The sequence below is a fragment of the Geothrix edaphica genome (assembly GCF_030268045.1).
Taxonomy (GTDB): Bacteria; Acidobacteriota; Holophagae; order Holophagales; family Holophagaceae; genus Geothrix; species Geothrix edaphica.
In genome coordinates this window covers 158444-175049 of sequence record NZ_BSDC01000001.1, presented here as the reverse complement: position 1 = coordinate 175049, position 16606 = coordinate 158444, and the positions used below count along the sequence as shown (strand labels likewise).

At 69.0% G+C, this 16606-nt stretch carries 10 protein-coding genes and 2 riboswitches; of the genes, 9 read left to right on the top strand and 1 reads right to left on the bottom strand.

Annotated elements, in window-relative coordinates; genetic code table 11:
* The first annotated feature begins 79 nt into the window (after nt 1-79).
* The 9 genes from QSJ30_RS00795 to QSJ30_RS00755 all read left to right on the top strand — a co-directional run bounded on the left by QSJ30_RS00795 (nt 80) and on the right by QSJ30_RS00755 (nt 14300).
* Complete coding sequence (locus QSJ30_RS00795) at nt 80-2302, top strand: hypothetical protein (protein WP_285605880.1); 2223 nt, start codon at nt 80-82, stop codon at nt 2300-2302.
* Nucleotides 2299-3996 (top strand): tetratricopeptide repeat protein, encoded by a 1698-nt coding sequence (locus tag QSJ30_RS00790; RefSeq protein WP_285605879.1) that lies wholly within the window; start codon nt 2299-2301, stop codon nt 3994-3996. Before QSJ30_RS00795 ends, QSJ30_RS00790 begins: the two co-directional genes overlap by 4 nt.
* Nucleotides 3997-4053: 57 nt before the next feature.
* The gene (locus QSJ30_RS00785; protein WP_285605878.1) at nt 4054-4422 is read left to right on the top strand and encodes a response regulator transcription factor; all 369 of its coding nucleotides are present in this window, start codon (nt 4054-4056) and stop codon (nt 4420-4422) included.
* A gap of 90 nt (nt 4423-4512) precedes the next feature.
* On the top strand, nt 4513-5586 hold the full coding sequence (locus QSJ30_RS00780) for a HEAT repeat domain-containing protein (RefSeq protein ID WP_285605877.1): 1074 nt from the start codon (nt 4513-4515) through the stop codon (nt 5584-5586).
* On the top strand, nt 5583-7016 hold the full coding sequence (locus QSJ30_RS00775) for a glycosyltransferase family 2 protein (RefSeq protein ID WP_285605876.1): 1434 nt from the start codon (nt 5583-5585) through the stop codon (nt 7014-7016). The genes QSJ30_RS00780 and QSJ30_RS00775 overlap by 4 nt, the downstream gene beginning before the upstream one ends.
* 323 nt (nt 7017-7339) lie before the next feature.
* Nucleotides 7340-7443: riboswitch (SAM riboswitch) on the top strand.
* Between the two features lie 64 nt (nt 7444-7507).
* Nucleotides 7508-9373, top strand: a complete 1866-nt coding sequence (locus tag QSJ30_RS00770) for a bifunctional homocysteine S-methyltransferase/methylenetetrahydrofolate reductase (protein ID WP_285605875.1) — start codon at nt 7508-7510, stop codon at nt 9371-9373.
* Entirely contained in the window at nt 9370-9657 is a 288-nt protein-coding gene (locus QSJ30_RS00765; RefSeq protein WP_285605874.1) for a 2Fe-2S iron-sulfur cluster-binding protein, read from the top strand. Before QSJ30_RS00770 ends, QSJ30_RS00765 begins: the two co-directional genes overlap by 4 nt.
* Nucleotide 9658: 1 nt before the next feature.
* Nucleotides 9659-13081: a methionine synthase gene (gene metH / locus QSJ30_RS00760; protein WP_285605873.1), complete on the top strand. Its 3423-nt coding sequence runs from the start codon at nt 9659-9661 to the stop codon at nt 13079-13081.
* Nucleotides 13082-13139: 58 nt separating this feature from the next.
* Nucleotides 13140-14300, top strand: coding sequence for a hypothetical protein (locus QSJ30_RS00755; protein ID WP_285605872.1), 1161 nt, complete (start codon nt 13140-13142; stop codon nt 14298-14300).
* A 42-nt stretch (nt 14301-14342) separates the two neighbouring features.
* On the opposite strand, the gene QSJ30_RS00750 is transcribed toward QSJ30_RS00755, so the two are convergent.
* Complete coding sequence (locus QSJ30_RS00750) at nt 14343-16052, bottom strand: carbamoyltransferase C-terminal domain-containing protein (RefSeq protein WP_285605871.1); 1710 nt, start codon at nt 16050-16052, stop codon at nt 14343-14345.
* A 332-nt stretch (nt 16053-16384) separates the two neighbouring features.
* Nucleotides 16385-16493: riboswitch (SAM riboswitch) on the top strand.
* The last annotated feature ends 113 nt before the right edge of the window (nt 16494-16606 follow it).

The window sequence follows — 16606 nt, the reverse complement described above, 5'->3', positions numbered from 1 at the left end:
AATGATCCTGCCATTACCGGTTCTGCTGTGCGCGAGTCTCGTTTTTTCCCTTGGTCAACCAGGGCCGGGGACCGCTGCCATGGCCAGGCGGGCCCTGCCGCCACGGAAGACAGCCCCCGCCCCCCGGCCCTCCCAGCCGCAGATCCCGGCCCGGGCCCATGAGCGGCGGCTGGAAGTGGCCGATGGCCATGGTGGCTGGCGGCCCTTCTACGTCAAGGGCATGAACCTCGGCGCGGCCCTGCCCGGCAAGTATCCCAGCGAGTTCCCCGACCGGGCCACCTACGACGGCTGGCTGCGGGAGATGGCCGAAGCGGGCATCAACACCGTCCGCGTCTACACCATCCACCCGCCCGCGTTCTACGAGGCCCTGCACGCCTACAACCTCGCCGCCCGGAAACCTCTATGGCTCATCCACGGCGTCTGGACCGAGCTGCCCCCCCGCCACGATTTCCTGGACCCGGGCTGGCTCGCCGCGTGGCACCGGGAGATGCAGGAGGTGGCCGAGGTGCTCCACGGCCGGGCCCGCATCCCCGTGCGCCCGGGACATGCCGATGGCGTCTACGGAGCGGATGTCAGCCCCTGGACCCTGGCCGTCATCCTGGGCCGCGAGTGGGAATCCTCCAGCGTGGTGGCCTTCAACCGCCGGCATCCGGGAGATTCGGACTGGTCCGGCCGCTTCGTCACCCTGCGGGGCGGCCATGCCATGGAACAGTTCCTGGCCCGGAGCATGGACCGCTTCCTGGCCCTCGAGTGGGACCGGTTCCACGCCCAGCGGCCCATCGCCTTCACCAACTGGCCCACCCTGGACCCCCTCTTCCACATCACGGAGCCCACGGAGCAGGAGGAGCGGGCCCTCCGCCAGAAGCTGGGCCTGCCGGTCGAGAAGATCAACGCCGAACCCGAGGATGAGGATGCGGTCGGCCTGGATATGGAGAAGTTCGCCGGGACGCCCGAGCTCCTGGCGGGCCTGTTCGCCAGCTACCACGCCTATCCGTACTATCCAGACTTCATGAACCTGGATCCCGGCTACGCCCAGGCCAGGGACCACCTGGGGCCCAGCCACTATGCCGGGTACCTCGCCGACCTGGTGAAGCACCATGCCCGCCACCCCGTGCTCATCGCGGAGTTCGGGGTTCCTTCTTCCCGTGTGGTCGCCCACTGGCAGGCCCAGGGCCTGACCCACGGCGGCCAGAGCGAACGGGAGCAGGGCGAGCAGGATGCCCGGCTCCAGCGCAACATCTACGAGGCGGGCTGCGCAGGGGGCGTGCTGTTCGCCTGGATCGACGAATGGTTCAAGAAGAACTGGCTGACCCTGCCCTTTGAACTTCCTTCCGATCGGAAGCCCCTCTGGTACAACGTCCTGGATGCGGAGGAGAACTACGGGCTCATCGCCTACCGTCCAGGCACGAAAGGGCCCACCGTCCTCATCGACGGCAAGGCCGAGGACTGGGCCCGGGTTCCCGTCTACCTGGAAGGCGACGGCCTCACTTTGAAGGTGGTGGCGGACGAGGGCTGGCTCCACCTGGCCCTGTTCCTTCCGGCCCCCGTGGACTTCTCGAAGCAGGCCTTCCTGGTGGGCATCGACACCCTGGACCCCGACCGGGGCGACCACCGGCTGCCCTGGACCCCGGACCTCCGCAGCGAGGCGGGACTGGAGTTCGCGGTCCTGTTCCAGGGCCCGGGCCGCACCGGCGTGTTCGTCGACGCACCCTACGCCGTTCCCGAGTACCGGCCCATGCCCCAGCAGCGCTACCGGAGCCTCGCCAACGACGAGGGCCGCTTCGTCCTGGCCACCGCGAAGAGCAACCATCCGCGGATGGGCCGCGATGGCGCGCGGTTCCCGGGCCACAGCACCGAGATCGGCTGGCTCCGCCAGGGCACCCAGGACCGCGCGGACCCGGCCTTCGATTCCCGGGCCGAGTGGCAGGTGGGCCGGAGCCCGGATGGCCGGGGCTTCCTCGAGGCCCGGATCCCCTGGGCGCTGCTGCATGTCACGGACCCCAGCAGCCGCTCAGTCCTCGACGATCCGGAGGCGAAGCCCCCCAGCCCCCTGGCGACGACCATCACTCCGGGGTTCAGATTCGTGCTGGCGGTCCTGGATGCCGACAAACCGCTGGGGGAGGGAAAGAGCACCGTCCGCCTGACCCTGCCCGCCACCAGCCGGGGGCGCATTCCCCTGCCGCCGCTCTTCAGCTGGGCCACCTGGGCCCAGCCGACCTTCCACCGCTTCCGCAAGCAGTCCTACACGATCTACCAGAAGGCCCTGGCCGACACCCCCGACGAACCGAGGATGCCCCGATGATCCACCCCGCACCGCCCGCCCTGCAGGAACCCGCGCCGACGCCGGATGCCGCCACCCTCCTAAGGCAGGCCCGGGACCTGCGCTCGCAGAAGCGGCTGCCCGAGGCCGTGGCGGTCTACACGCGCATGCTGGAGCTGTGGAAGGACCACCCGGACGCGCTCCTGGAGCGGGCCCGGACGCTGAGCTGGATGAAGCGGTTCGACGAGGCCATCCGCGACCTCAAGCGGCACCGGGAGGTCCATCCGGAGCTCGCGGCGGAATCCGAGCCCGTCCTGGCGCGGGTGACCGCCTGGTCCCGGCAGTTCAAGGAAGCCATCCGGATCCTCCAGCCCTACGTGGCCCGGGGGGACCGCCAGGCCACCCTGGATACCGCCACCTACCTGAGCTGGGACGGTCAGCTGAACCGGAGCCTAGCCCTGACCGGCGCCTGGCTGAAGGCGCACCCCGCGGACCGGGACTTCCTCATCAACCGCGGGCGGGTGCTGGGCTGGCGCGGACGGCACGACCAGGCCCGGCGCACCTACCAGGAGGTCCTCCTCCAGAGTCCGGGGGACCGGGAGGCGAGGCTGGGCCTCGCCCAGCTCGATCTCTGGGCGGGCGATCCCGAGGCGGCGGACCAGCGCCTGGCCGGCCTCGGCCCCGAAGACGCCAGGACCCCCGAGGCCGAGCTCCTGCGCGCCCAGATCGACCAGCGCATGGGCCGCCTTCGCCAGGCCCGGACCCGGACCGAAGCGCAGCTGGGCAACCCGGACATCCGCGAGGACGCCCAGTCCCGGCTGCGCGGCCTCGTGGATGCCCAGGGGCCCTGGATCGAGCTCTCCCAGATCCGCACGGACTCCAACGAGGGCCTGCGCGCCCAGGCCCAGCGGGTGGATGCGGCAGTCCCGTTCTTCGACGGGAGCCTGCGGCTGGGCGGCGCCTTCGATCTGCTCAGCCAGAGTGGAGGGACCGAGCGGAAACCCCGGGAATGGTCACTGGGGATCAGCCATCCCCTGGGCTCCCGCCTCCGGGCCTCGGCCCAGGTGGGCCGGGTGGATGACGTGGGCGGCGAGCCGGCCAGCTTCCACAACCTCTCCCTGGGACTGCGCGCCGCCCCGGGCCTGACCCTGGTCCTGTCGCACAGCGCCGCGCCGAACCTGGCCACGCCCCTGGCCGTGGACCTCCGCACCTACACCCGGACCTGGACCCTGGGGGGGAACTGGGTCTTCAACCAGACCCTCGACCACGTGGGCCTGTCCCTGGACCGCGCCTTCCTCTCCGCCGGCGCCGCGCGGACGGGCCTCCGCCTCGAGGCTGGACAACGGTTCCCCGTCGAGGGGGGGGAGTGGCGCGCGGGGCTGTCGAGCCGCCTCATCGACCAGGACCGGAGCCTCCGGCTCGGGTTCTTCAATCCCGAGCGGTACCGGTACTACGGCGCCACCGCCGGCGCCTCGGCGAGGCGGGAGGAGCGCTGGGAACTCGCCCTCGACGCCTGGGGCGGGAGGCAGACGGTGAACCAGGCCTCCAGCCAGTTCACCTGGGGGTACACCGTGGCCGCGACCTGGACGCCCGGAGGCTCGGCCGCCTCCCTCTTCGCCTCCTGGGACCAGAGCGTGGCGGGACTTCCCATCTCGGATCCCCTCGATCCCAGCAGCTATCGGGATCACACCCTCCGCTTCGGGATCCGGATCCGTGGAAATCGCTGGATTTGGTAGAAATGCGATAGACTTTTTCCGATGACCCGACATTGGCCGGAACAGACGACAGTCCTGGTGGTCGAAGACGACCCTGCGACTGCCAAGATCATCCAGGTCCGCCTGGAGATGGAGGGGCTGAAGGTCCTCGTAGCCGGAAATGGCATGGAGGCCCTCGATGTTCTCCAGCGGGAGAAGGTCGATCTGATCTCCACCGACCTGATGATGCCGGCCATGAACGGCTTCCGTCTGGTCCAGGAAGTCCGGGACCTCCCACCCCCGAAGGGCCGCATCCCCATCCTGCTCCTCTCCAGCAACCACAGCGAGCAGGACATGGTGCGATGCCTCGCCGCCGGCGCGGACGACTACATGGCCAAGCCGATCTCCGTCCAGGTGATGGTGGAGCGGCTGTGGCGGCTCTTCGAACGATCCCACCGCGCGGGGTGATCTATCTTCCCCATCCACCTGCCCCACAGCACGCTGCTGCCGATCCTCCACTGGGCGACCCTCGGTCTGGTCAGTCTGGTCGCAGCCCTGGTGGTCGTGGGCGTCATCATGCAGTACCTCAAGGACCGGCGGAACCGGTATCGCATCGCCCGTTACCAGGCCTGGGAGGGCCAGCTCACGGACTACCTCTTCAAGAGGGGCTATGAGCGCGACGGCTTCGGGCAGGTCGCCTGGTCCGACCGGTGGCTGTTCCGGGATTTCCTTGCGCGCTACCAGTCCACGATCGCGGGACAGGAATCCGAGCTGCTGCGGGAGCTCTACCTGAGCATGGGCATCCACACCTCCCTGCCCGGGCGCCTGCAGGACCGCGACCCCAAGATCCGGGCCCAGGCGGCGAAGGAGATCGCCGTCTTCCGCCTGGACGAGCCGGCGGAGCACGCGCCGCCACCCGTGACGGAGCGGCCCTGGCGCTGGAAGCCCGGCGTCCGCATGGAGGGCTACCTCGATCAGGTGCTGCCCCTCCTCGATGATCCCGTCCCCTTCGTCGCCCACACGGCGGCTCTGACCCTGACCCGCAGCCGGAGCCTGAAGTACGCCGAGCCCGTGCTGGCCTGGGTCATGCGCGAGGAGCTCTACCAGCGGGAGCGGCTGCTCCGGGTGCTCGAAGGCTTCGGCCCCACCCTGCTGCCCTGGATGAAGGAGAACCTGGAGTCCCCGAACCAGAACCCCGAGCCCTGGATCCTCTACGCCCTCCTGGCGGGCTCCCACCGGCACCGGGAATCCCTGCCGCGCCTGCTGTGGCTGCTGGAGGTTCCGAACGTGGACCTGCGCGCCTCGGTGCTCAAGGCCCTCATCATCCTCGCGGATCCGGCGGTGTACCCGAAGGTGCGCAGCTTCGCCTCTAGCCCCGCCTGGGAGATCCGGACCCAGGTCGCCCGGGCCCTGGGCGTGCTGGGGGGCCCCTCCGCCGTTCCCGACCTGCTGCCCCTGATGGCCGATCCCGTGTACGAAGTGCGCCGGAACGCCGCCCAGAGCCTCGTGGACCTCGGCCACTCTGGCGTCTCGGCCCTGACCTGGCTGGCGAACGATCCCGCCGCCGACCGCTTCGCCCGCGACATCGCCCGGGAGCGGCTCGAGTGGGCGGATGAACGGGGGCACATGTGACCTTGCGGGCCTTCCTCACCGCCACCGTCGAGTGGAGCATCCTCAGCTACTTCCTGGCCACCAACCTGACGCACCTGGCCCTGATCCTCCGCGCCTTCTTCTCCATCCGGAACTACCTGGATGCCGTCGGGATTGACCGCCTGGACACGGCCTTCGAGACCAGCCACTACAAGCCCATCACCCTGATCTGCCCCGTCTACAACGAAGAGGCCGGGGTCGTGGCGAGCATCAACAGCCTCATCAGCCTCCGCTATCCCGAGTTCCAGGTCGTGGTGGTGAGCGACGGCAGCACGGACGCCACCCTGGAGCGCCTGGTCAAGGCCTTCAAGCTCCAGCCCAGCCAGCGGGTCCTGCGCCAGCTCCTGCCCACCAGGGAGGTCCGCGGCATCTACGAAAGCGCCTACGTGCCCAACCTGGTGGTGGTGGACAAGGCCAACGGTGGGAAGGCCGACGCCCTGAACTGCGGCATCAACCTCGCCCGCTACCCGCTGGTCTGCTGCATGGACGGGGACAGCCTCCTGGAGAACGACGCGCTCCTGCGCATCGCCCGGCCCTTCATGGACCGGCCGGACATGGTGGCCTCCGGTGGCGTGGTCCGCCCCCTGAACGGCTGCAAGGTCACGCCCATGGGCATCCGTGGCATCTTCCTGCCCGACTCCTGGCTGGCCCGCTTCCAGATCGTGGAATACCTGCGGGCCTTCCTCTTCACCCGCGTGGGCCTCGCCTCCCTGGACAGCATGTTCATCGTCAGCGGCGCCTTCGGCGTCTTCCGCAAGGACCTGGTCGTGACGGCGGGAGGCTTCGAGACCTCCACCATCGGCGAGGACTTCGAGCTCGTCGTGCGCCTGCACCGCTGCCTGCGCGAGGAGAAGCGCCCCCATCACATCACCCTGGTGCCCGACCCCGTGTGCTGGACCGAGGTGCCCGAGGATTTCCGCGGCCTCGGCCGCCAGAGGAACCGCTGGCAGCGGGGCCTCCTGGAGACCCTCTGGCGGCACCGCCACATGTGCTTCAACCCCAAGTACGGCCGCATCGGGCTCTTCTCCATGCCCTACTTCATCTTCTTCGAGGCCCTGGCGCCCATCATCGAGGTCAGCGGGTACCTGCTGTTCGCGGTAGCCATCCTGACCGGCTCCGTCGGCGGCACCTTCGCCCTCCTGTTCTTCTACGTCGCCCTGCTGCTCGGCGTGCTGAACTCCGTGGTGGCCGTGGTGCTGCAGGAGATCAGCGGCCACCGCTACCAGGGCCTCAAGGCCCTGGTCCTGCTGCTCGTGGGGGCCGTGGCGGAGAACTTCGGCTACCGGCAGCTCACGGTCTGGTGGCGCCTGAAGGGCACCTACGACTGGATCCGCGGCAAGAACACCTGGGGCCATATGAAGCGCCAGGGCCTCACCACGCACCCGGCTCCGGAGGAACCGCCCCAGGCTTGACGGATGACCGTGGTCAGACCATCCTGGTTCCTCGATCTTTGGCAGTCCCATGAGTGTCTGATGACGTCCGGCCGCCTCGCGATGAAGCCAGCCGGGATGCACCGCAAGGAAGGGCCCGCAGGGCAACGTGGTTCGTTGTTCAAGGGACCTGACACGGCGGGGCGCCCGGCTGGCTTCATCCCTCCGGGCGAGGGGTGGCGGGCGTCGCGATGCCGCGTCACGCTCGTCGCGCGTAGTACCCGCTACGCTTCGACTCGCCTTCCTCGCCTCGCTCGCCCGGCACGCCTCGCGCGAGGCAGCCGGTCGTCATCAGACACTCAATAGCGCTATCCAGAAAGGTGGAGGGAAAGGCCCTGTGAAACCTTGGCAACCTGCGACAGCAAGGTGCCAACTCCTGCCCCCGGCGTGTCCGGGGGGAAGATACCGAACGACTCAGACTGACCCGAGACCCCCTGGATACCGTTATCGGACTGTCGCCCCCAGGCGCATCCATGACCCCTTCCACCTTCCAGCGGGCCCTCGACGAGGGCGAGTGCTTCCTCTTCGACGGAAGCACGGCCACGGCCCTGCATGACCGCGGGATCACCCTCCAGCGCAGCTTCGAGGAGTGCAACCTCAAGGCGCCGGACCTGCTGCTGGCCATCCACGGCGAGTTCCTGGCCGCCGGCGCCCAGGTGCTCACCACCAACACCTGGGGCGCCAACCGCCTGAAGCTGGCGGCCCGGGGACTGGAGGGTCAGCTCGACGCCATCAACCGGGAGGGCGTGGCCCTCGCGAAGCAGGCCATCGCCCAGCAGGGCAGCCGCGCCTGGGTGGCGGGCTGCATCGGGCCCCTGGGCGTCCGCATCGAACCCTGGGGACCCACCTCCTTCGAGGAGGCCCGCGCCCTCTTCCGCGAGCAGGCCGAAGCGCTGGCCGGCGCCGGCGCGGACCTGATCGTGCTGGAGGCCTTCGAGGATCTGAACGAGATCCACCAGGCCATCCTCGCCGCGAGGGAGGTCGGAAGCCTGCCCGTCGCGGCCCTCATGACCACCAACGATGATGGCCAGGCCCTGTTCGGGGCGGAGCCCGAGTGGTTCATCAAACAGCTCGATACCTGGGGCGCCGATCTGGTGGGCCTCATCGGTGGCAACGGCCCCGCGCCCCAGCTGCGCCTGCTGGAGCGTCTGAAGGCCGTCACCGCCAGGCCCATCGTCCTCCAGCCCAACCCCGGCCTGCCCCATCAGGTGGACGGTCGCCTCATCTATGGGGCCAGCCCCGAGTACCTGGGCGGCTTCGCGGCCCGCGCTCTCGCCGCGGGCGCCCGCGCTGTGGGCGGCTGCAGCGGCACGACGCCCGCCCACATCCGCGCCATGCGCGGGGCCTTCCGCCAGGAGCGGGCCTTCGTGCAGGGGGGTGGCGGCTTCGAGCTGAAGCCCCACGAGCAGCCCCAGCCCGAGGTGCCCTTCGCCTACCGCAGTCGCTTCAGCCTCAAGCTGGCCCAGGGCGAGTTCGTCCACACCGTGGAGCTGGTGCCGCCCAAGGGCATGGAGTACGACAAGCTCGTGGCCAAGACCCGCCAGTGCCGCGCCCTGGGCGTGGACGCCATCAATGTGCCCGACGGCCCCCGCGCCATGGCCCGCATGTCCGCCCTGGCCACGGCTCTCATCATCGAGCAGCAGGTGGGGCTGGAGACCATCCTCCACTACGCCTGCCGGGACCGGAACCTGCTGGGCATGCAGAGCGATCTGCTGGGCGCCGCGGGCCTGGGCCTGCGCAACATCCTCGCCGTCACCGGCGACCCGCCGAAGCTGGGGCCCTACCCCCAGGCCACAGCCGTCTTCGATGTGGACGCCATCGGCCTCGTGAACATGCTCAAGCGCCTGAACACCGGCCTCGACCTGGGCGGTGCCGGCATCGGCAAGCCCACCTCCTTCAGCGTGGGCGTGGGCGCCAACCCCGTGGCACCGGACCTGGAGCGGGAGAAGGCTCGCTTCCGCTACAAGGTGGAGGCCGGCGCCCAGTGGGCCATCACCCAGCCCGTCTTCGACGCCGAAAGCCTCTTCCGCTTCCTCGACTTCACCGAGTCCCTGGACGGCAGGGGCGGCCTGCCCATCATCGCCGGCATCTGGCCCCTCAAGAGCCTGCGCAACGCGGAGTTCATGGCCAACGAGGTGCCCGGTGTCTTCATGCCGCCAGCCCTTCTGGCCCGCATGGCGAAGTGGTCAAGCGCCGAGGACCAGATCAAGGAGGGCCTCGCCATCGCCCAGGAGATCATCGAGACCATCCGCCCCCGCATCCGCGGCCTCCAGCTGTCGGCCCCCTTCGGCCAGGTGGAGCTTGTCGCGCCGCTGCTGCCCAAGCGGGAGGACACATGAGCGTGAAGGTCCACTTCCTCCTCGAAGACCTGCTGGTGGAAGCCCCCGCGGGGACCTCATTGCAGCGCATCGCGGACGCCGCGGGCGCCGACATCACCTTCGGCTGCCGCACGGGCTCCTGCGGCACTTGCCGCGTGCGCGTCGCGGAGGGGCTGCACCACTGTAGCGATCCGAACCCGGAGGAGCGCGACTTCCTGCAGGGCCTGGACGCCCCTTCCGACCAGCGCCTCGCCTGCCAGGTGGTCGTCCACGGCGATGTCGCCATCGACTACCTCGGGCTCTGACATGACGACCCTCGACACGCTCCTCCACGACAAGGTGCTGCTGCTGGATGGGGGCATGGGGACGCAGATCTTCGCCCGCACGCCCACCGTGGAGGACTACGGCGGCGCGGCGCTGGAGGGCTGCGTGGACCTGCTCACGGAGCGGCGGCCCCAGTGGATCCGCGAGATTCACGAGAGCTATTTCAAGGCCGGTGCCGACGCGGTGGAGACCAACACCTTCGGCGCGAACCCCCTGGTGCTCGGCGATTTCGGGTTGTCCCACAAGGCCTACGACCTGAATGTGCAGGCCGCCTCCCTCGCGAAGGAAGTGGCTCGCAGCTTTGACCGCCCGCGCTTCGTCATCGGCTCCGTGGGCCCCGGCACCAAGCTCATCACGCTGGGTCACGTGGGCTATGCCGAGCTGCTGGCCTCGTACCGCGTGCAGATGGACGGGCTGCTGGATGGCGGCGCCGACGCCATCCTCATCGAGACCTGCCAGGACCTGGGCCAGATCAAGGTGGCCGTGCGGGCCGCCCGGGAGGCCATGGCCGCGAAGCAGCGCAAGGTCCCGCTCTGGGTGCAGGCCACGGTGGAGACCACGGGCACGCTGCTGGTGGGATCCGATATCTCCGCCGTGCTCACCAGCGTGGAGCCCCTGGGCATCGACGTGCTGGGTCTCAACTGCGCCACGGGGCCGGATGAGATGCACGCCCACCTCCAGACCCTCTGCGAGGCCAGCCCCTTCCGCATCAGCTGCCTCCCCAATGCGGGCCTGCCGGAAAACGTGGGCGGCCAGGTGGTCTACCCACTGGATCCCGCCGCCTTCGCCCCCAAGGTGCTGCATGCGGCCTCGGAGTTCGGCCTCGCCATCGTGGGCGGCTGCTGTGGCACCACGCCGGACCACATCCGGGCCCTGGCCGCCGGCGTGGAGCAGCTGAACGTGCCGAAGCGCGCGCCGAAGCTCGAGCGCAGCGCCGCCAGCCTCTACCAGAGTGTCGCGCTCCGGCAGGAGCCCGCGCCCCTCATCGTGGGCGAGCGGACCAACGCGAACGGGTCGAAGAAGTTCCGCGACCTGCTGGCCGCCGAGGACTGGAACGGCATGATCACCCTGGCCAAGGAGCAGCAGAAGGAGGGCGCCCACCTGCTGGACCTCTGCGTGGCCTACGTGGGCCGGGACGAGGTGCGCGACGCGGACGAGCTGCTGGGCCGGCTGGTCTCCCAGATCACGCTCCCCCTCATGATCGACAGCACGGAGGTGCCCGTCATCGAGCGAGCCCTCCAGCGCAGCCCCGGCAAGTGCGTGGTGAACTCCATCAACTTCGAGGACGGCGAGGGCAAGGCCCGGAAGATCCTGGACCTGTGCAAGACCTACGGCGCGGCGGTGGTGGCCCTCACCATCGACGAGCGGGGCATGGCCAAGACCCGCGCGGAGAAGCTGGCCGTGGCGAAGCGCCTGCACGCCCTGGTGGTGGGCGAGTACGGGCTGGATCCCGGCGACCTCATCCTCGATCCGCTGACCTTCACCCTGGGCAGCGGCGACGAGGAATTCCGGGGTTCCGCCGTGGAGACGCTCGAGGCCCTGAAGCTCATCAAGGCCGAGCTGCCGGGGGTCATGACCATCCTCGGCGTGAGCAACGTGAGCTTCGGCCTGAACCCCTCCTCCCGCCACGTGGTCAACGCCCTCATGCTCTACCACGGCGTGAGGCACGGCCTCGACATGGCCATCTTCAATGCGTCGAAGGTCATCCCCGTGGCCAAGATCGATCCCGAGGACCGGCGCATGGTCGAGGATCTCATCTTCGACCGGCGCTCGGAGGGCTACGATCCCCTCAAGGCCGTCCTGGCGCGCTTCAGCGATCGCAAGGCCTCCGTGGCCGACGACCACCGCGCCGACCTGCCCGTGCTGGAGCGCCTGCACCGCGGCATCCTCGATGGCGAGAAGCAGGCCATCCTCGCGGACGTGGACGAGGCCCTGAAGGACCACGACCCGCTGAAGCTCATCAACGAGGTGCTGCTGGGGGCCATGAAGGTGGTGGGCGAGCGCTTCGGCTCCGGCGAGATGCAGCTGCCCTTCGTGCTGGAGAGCGCCGAGGCCATGAAGGCGGCCATCAAACGCATCGAGCCCCACCTGCCCCGGGAGTCCAACTACCAGAAGGGCCGCATCCTCCTGGCCACGGTGAAGGGGGATGTCCACGACATCGGCAAGAACCTGGTGGACATCATCCTCAGCAACAACGGCTTCGAGGTGAAGAACCTGGGCATCAAGCAGCCCATCGAAGCCATCCTCAAGGAGCTGGCGGCCTGGCCCGCGGACGCCATCGGCCTCTCGGGCCTGCTGGTGAAGTCCACCGTGATCATGAAGGAGAACCTGCACTTTCTGGAGGAGCAGGCCCAGCGCGTGCCCGTCATCCTCGGGGGCGCCGCCCTCACCCGCGACTACGTGGAGGGCGACTGCCGGCGGTCCTATTCGGGCGCGGTGCTCTACGCGGAGGACGCCTTCGAGGGCCTGCGCCACATGCAGGCATTGGTGGCAGGGGAGACCGGCGTCCCGGCTCCTGCAACCGCCGCCTCCGCGGCTGGCGATATCAAAATCCTGAAGCGAGGGGGCGCCGCGGTGCCGCTCACAGAAGCGGGCCAGAGCAGCTGGGTGCGCCATGACGCGCCCTCGCCGGAGCCGCCCTTCTGGGGCGTGCGGGAGCTGACGGACGCGCCCGTGGACCTCTTCGCGCACCTGGACGAGTTCGCCCTGGTGCGCAACCGCTGGGGCTTCAGCCAGGGCAGCCAGAGCGACGAGGCCTTCGCCGCCGTGCTGCGGGACAAGGCGGAGCCCCAGCTGGCGCGCTGGAAGGCGCGCCTCGCGGCCGCTCCGGTCTTCCAGCCGAAGGCCCGGTACGGCTACTTCCCCGTGCGGGCCGAGGGCGACGCGCTGCGGGTGCTCGATCCGGCGGACCGGTCCCGCACCCTCGCCGTGCTCGGCTTCCCGCGCCAGGCTGCTGGTCGCCGTCTCTGCATCGCCGACTTCTTCCGGGCCGAGGCCACCGACGTGCTGGCCCTCCAGCTCGTCACGCTGGGCCAGGCCGCCGCGGACCATGCGGCCAAGCTCTACCGGGAGGATGGCTACGCGGACTACTTCGCCTTCCACGGCCTCGCCACGGAGCTGACGGAGGCCTACGCCGAGCGGCTCCACGCCCGCATCCGCCGGGAGCTGGGCATCCACGCCAAGGACCTGCCGGGCCGCGCCCTCTTCGCCCAGGGCTACCAGGGATCGCGCTACTCCTACGGCTACCCGGCCTGCCCCGACCTGGAAGGCAACGGCCCCATCCTCGACCTGCTCCATGGCGCCGAGATCGGCGTCCACCTCAGCGACAGCCACCAGATGGACCCCGAATACAGCACCAGCGCCCTCGTGGCCTGGCATCCCCAGGCGCGGTACTTCTCGGTGTGATGGCCCGGCCCATCCGGCCATGCTCCAATGGTCGAGTAACCGGGCATGGGAGGGGACCATGAGGCTGGCCCTGATGGGTGGATGGCTGCTGCTGGTGGCTCGGCTGCTCTCAGGGCAATCCGTCGTGGCGCTGGCGGATCGGCAGGAGGTCATCCTGGAGGGCCAGGTGCTGCGGCGGACCGCTGCGGAGCCCAGGTTCACGCCGGTCCCCGACCTGCCGGACTTCCGGCCCGGCCTGAGGTCCCTGGCGCGCATGGAGGTGGCCTGGGACGGGTCCAAGGTGTATCAGGTCGGATTCACGGAAGACCGCCATCCGGTGGCCTGCTCGGGAAAGGCCTTCTTCACCGATGCCGGGGAGCGCCAGTGGTCCTGGACGGAGCCGAAGCCCCTGCCCGTCAAAGAAGGGGAAAGCTGGAAGCTCCTGGGGGCCTGGGAAGACAGTCTCCTGTTCCTCCAGGTGAGCCGGGACGCCAAGGCCAAGCCCCGGTCAGCCTCGTCCCCCAAGGGCGGGGCCGTCTCCCAGTGCCTGGTCCGGGTGGACCTGCTGACTGGGGAAACCACACGGCTCCTGGAGGTGCAGGTCGGCAGCGATGCGCGCATGACCGCCGCGTTTTCCCGCGATGCCTTCTACCTGTTCACCGCCACGGGAAAGACCATCCGGGTGCAGGTGGGCACGGAACCCTGGTCCGTGGACCTGCTCCACGCCAATATTTGGGGCGAGGCCGGCGTCACCCTGTGCAAGGACACGGGGGAGTTCCAGAATCCTTCCCTGTTCGGCCAGGCCTTTCTCGATGGGGACGGATCCATCCTGGTCCCGGCCCAGGTGTTTCTGCCCCTGGACCGCGCGGACATCGACTTGGCCTGGTCCCAGCTCCCCCAGCTCCGGAAGGCGGAGCTCATCCAGTCCGGCTTCTGGCCGGTGCCGGCCGACAAGGAGGTCGGCTGGAAGGACGATGTGCGCTTCCTGAGGTTCGATCCCGCAACCGCCCGATTCACCCAGGTGGACCGTTCCCGGTTCGAGCATCTGGTGGTGGAAGAGGAGAAGCCTTTCACGATCCGCCGGTTCCAGGGGCTCGAACCCACCCAGGCCCTCACCTCCGAAGGAGGCAGGATCCAGCCGCTGGAGCAGGCCTTGAGAGCGGCGGAATCCGGGCCGGTACCCAAGGCCAAGCGCGCCACGACAACCGATCCCGCGCCCAGGCCCGGGGCATTCCGGTGAAGCGGCACGATCCAGCTGCCCTGAGTGCAGTGCCTGCCGACATCAGGCCTGCGGCTTGGTGACGAGGTAGGGCCCCAGGGCCAGGTGGCGCAGCCCGGACCGGCGCATGACGTCCATGGCGTCGGCTGGCGACGAAACGATGGGCTCGCCGTGGATGTTGAATGAGGTGTTGAGGAGCGCCCCCCGGCCGGTGCGTTCCCGGAATCGCTCGAGGATGCGGTGGTAGCCGGGATTCTGCTCCCGGGTCACCACCTGGGGCCGGATGGTCCCGTCCTCCGGATGGCAGGCCGCCTTGACCTCGGCCGTGTTCCGGGAATCGAAGGCGAGGATCATGTAGGGCGCCGCGAAACCCTTGGGGTTGTGGATGTACCGGTCGGCGCACTCGGCCAGCACGGAGGGCGCGAAGGGCATCCAGAAGTCCCGGCACTTGATGGCGTTGTTCACGGTCCGGACCACATCGGGCCGGGTGGGATCCGCCAGGATGGATCGGTTGCCCAGGGCCCGGGCGCCGAACTCCTCCCGGCCATGGACGCGGGCCACGATCTCCCCCCGGCTGAGGAGATCGGCGATCTCGGCTTCGAGGTCCGGCGGCGTGGAGACCTCCCATCCCGCCTCCCGGGCCTCCCGGGCGGCCCGGTCGTAGTCGCCTGGCGCGGGTTCCGGGCCGAGGTAGAGGGACTCCAGGGGCTCGATCAGGTCCGCCTTCCCCTGGTCCGCCAGGAAGGCCCAGGCGGCGCCCAGGGCGTTGGTCTCGTCCCCGCAGGAGGGGAACACCCGGAGGTCGTCCACCTCGGGCAGCTCACCAATGGCCTTGTTGAGCTTGACGTTCATGAAGACGCCGCCGGAGAGCCGGAGCTTCCGCTGGCCGGTCCGCCTCAGCCAGTCCCGGACCCACTCGGTGATGAACTCTTCCGTGAACGCCTGGAGGCCCGCGCAGATATGGTCGAACCGGGTGAACTCCAGCCGCCTGCGCCAGAACTCATAGGCGAAGCTGGGATTGGGGGTGCCGGCGGCCCGGCGCCAGGTGCCGTCGGCATGCTCGAAGGAGCTGCGGAACAGGCGCTTGGCCTGGTCGACCCGGTCGCCGCTGGCGTAGGGCGCCATGCCCATGAGCTTGTACTCGTGCTCCATGGGCACCATCCCCATGAGGGCGGTGATGACCTCCCACAGGTTGCCGATGGAGTGCTCTTCGCGGACGGTCGCGATGCGCTCCAGCTTCCCTCCGGGCCTGGGCAGGGACACGGTGGCGCAGAGGGAGTCCCCGGCCCCATCGAGGGTGATCACGAGGGCCTGCTCGTCGATCCCGCAGCCCAGGTGGGCCGTGGCGGCGTGGCAGCGGTGGTGCTCGATGGTGGAGACCTTCCGCCGCTCGACGCCATGGGACATCAACCGCTCGATCTGCCGTTCGCGGCGCCAGCGGTGGACCAAGCGGCGGACCGGCGTCTTCTCCAGCAGTTCCTTCATCCGTCCGTCCAGCCGCGAGGCAGCCTTGTAGCTGCGGATCCGGCTCGCGGCCTCGTTGACCCCGGGGGCGGTGTCGGCGTAGGAGCCGTAGCCGCCGAAGACATAGGCATCGACATCCTGCCATCGCAGCCCCTGGCTTTCGAGGAGCCGCCCGATCGCCTGCTCCGGAAACCCGCGCCGGTTCTTCACCCGCGTGGGGCGCTCTTCCTGCAGGGCCCCGATCAGCCGTCCATCCTGGAGGAGCGCGGCAGAGGCGGTGTGGCTCGCGTTGATTCCGCAGATCAGCATGCTGGATCCCTGGTGGGCAGAGGTTCTGCGGGAAGGGTGCAGTGTGCGCGTGGGATGACCCGTCGAAAGGTCTAAGTGGCGGTTCGACTATCAGATTTTATTCGTTTTTATTTATGCATATTCATATTTTTTCTAATCACATCCTTGTGATGAATGCGTTTTATAAAAGGCCAGATCACGGCAGACCCGGTATCCCACTGCGGTAGCTCCCGGCCGGAGCCGCCGCACGATTCCCGTGACAACAGGGGTTGCATCTCCCGACCCGTGGCGATACCTTTCTTCACCGGCCCTTCGGGGCCGTTCTCTTACGAGATCCTTGCCAGTTCCATAGCGAGTTATCCAGAAAGGTGGAGGGACGGGCCCTGTGAAACCTTGGCAACCTGCGAAAGCAAGGTGCCAATTCCTGCCGCGATTGAGCAATCAAGCGCGGAGAGATGTCGAGCTGTGTCGAGCTGACGCAATCATCGAAGGGGCCCGAGCAATCGGGCCCCTTTTGCTTTTCCTGGACTTGCTTGGACAGACGAGGCCTCGGCCTTCCCATCCCATTTCCAGGA

Bases quoted from the DNA above. Each gene is read 5' to 3' on its own strand.
- QSJ30_RS00790 (WP_285605879.1), top strand. From the start codon at position 2,299: ATGATCCACCCCGCACCGCCCGCCCTGCAGGAACCCGCGCCGACGCCG.
- QSJ30_RS00765 (WP_285605874.1), top strand. From the start codon at position 9,370: ATGAGCGTGAAGGTCCACTTCCTCCTCGAAGACCTGCTGGTGGAAGCC.
- QSJ30_RS00755 (WP_285605872.1), top strand. From the start codon at position 13,140: ATGAGGCTGGCCCTGATGGGTGGATGGCTGCTGCTGGTGGCTCGGCTG.
- metH (WP_285605873.1), top strand. From the start codon at position 9,659: ATGACGACCCTCGACACGCTCCTCCACGACAAGGTGCTGCTGCTGGAT.
- QSJ30_RS00770 (WP_285605875.1), top strand. From the start codon at position 7,508: ATGACCCCTTCCACCTTCCAGCGGGCCCTCGACGAGGGCGAGTGCTTC.
- QSJ30_RS00750 (WP_285605871.1), bottom strand. From the start codon at position 16,052: ATGCTGATCTGCGGAATCAACGCGAGCCACACCGCCTCTGCCGCGCTC.
- QSJ30_RS00795 (WP_285605880.1), top strand. From the start codon at position 80: ATGGCCAGGCGGGCCCTGCCGCCACGGAAGACAGCCCCCGCCCCCCGG.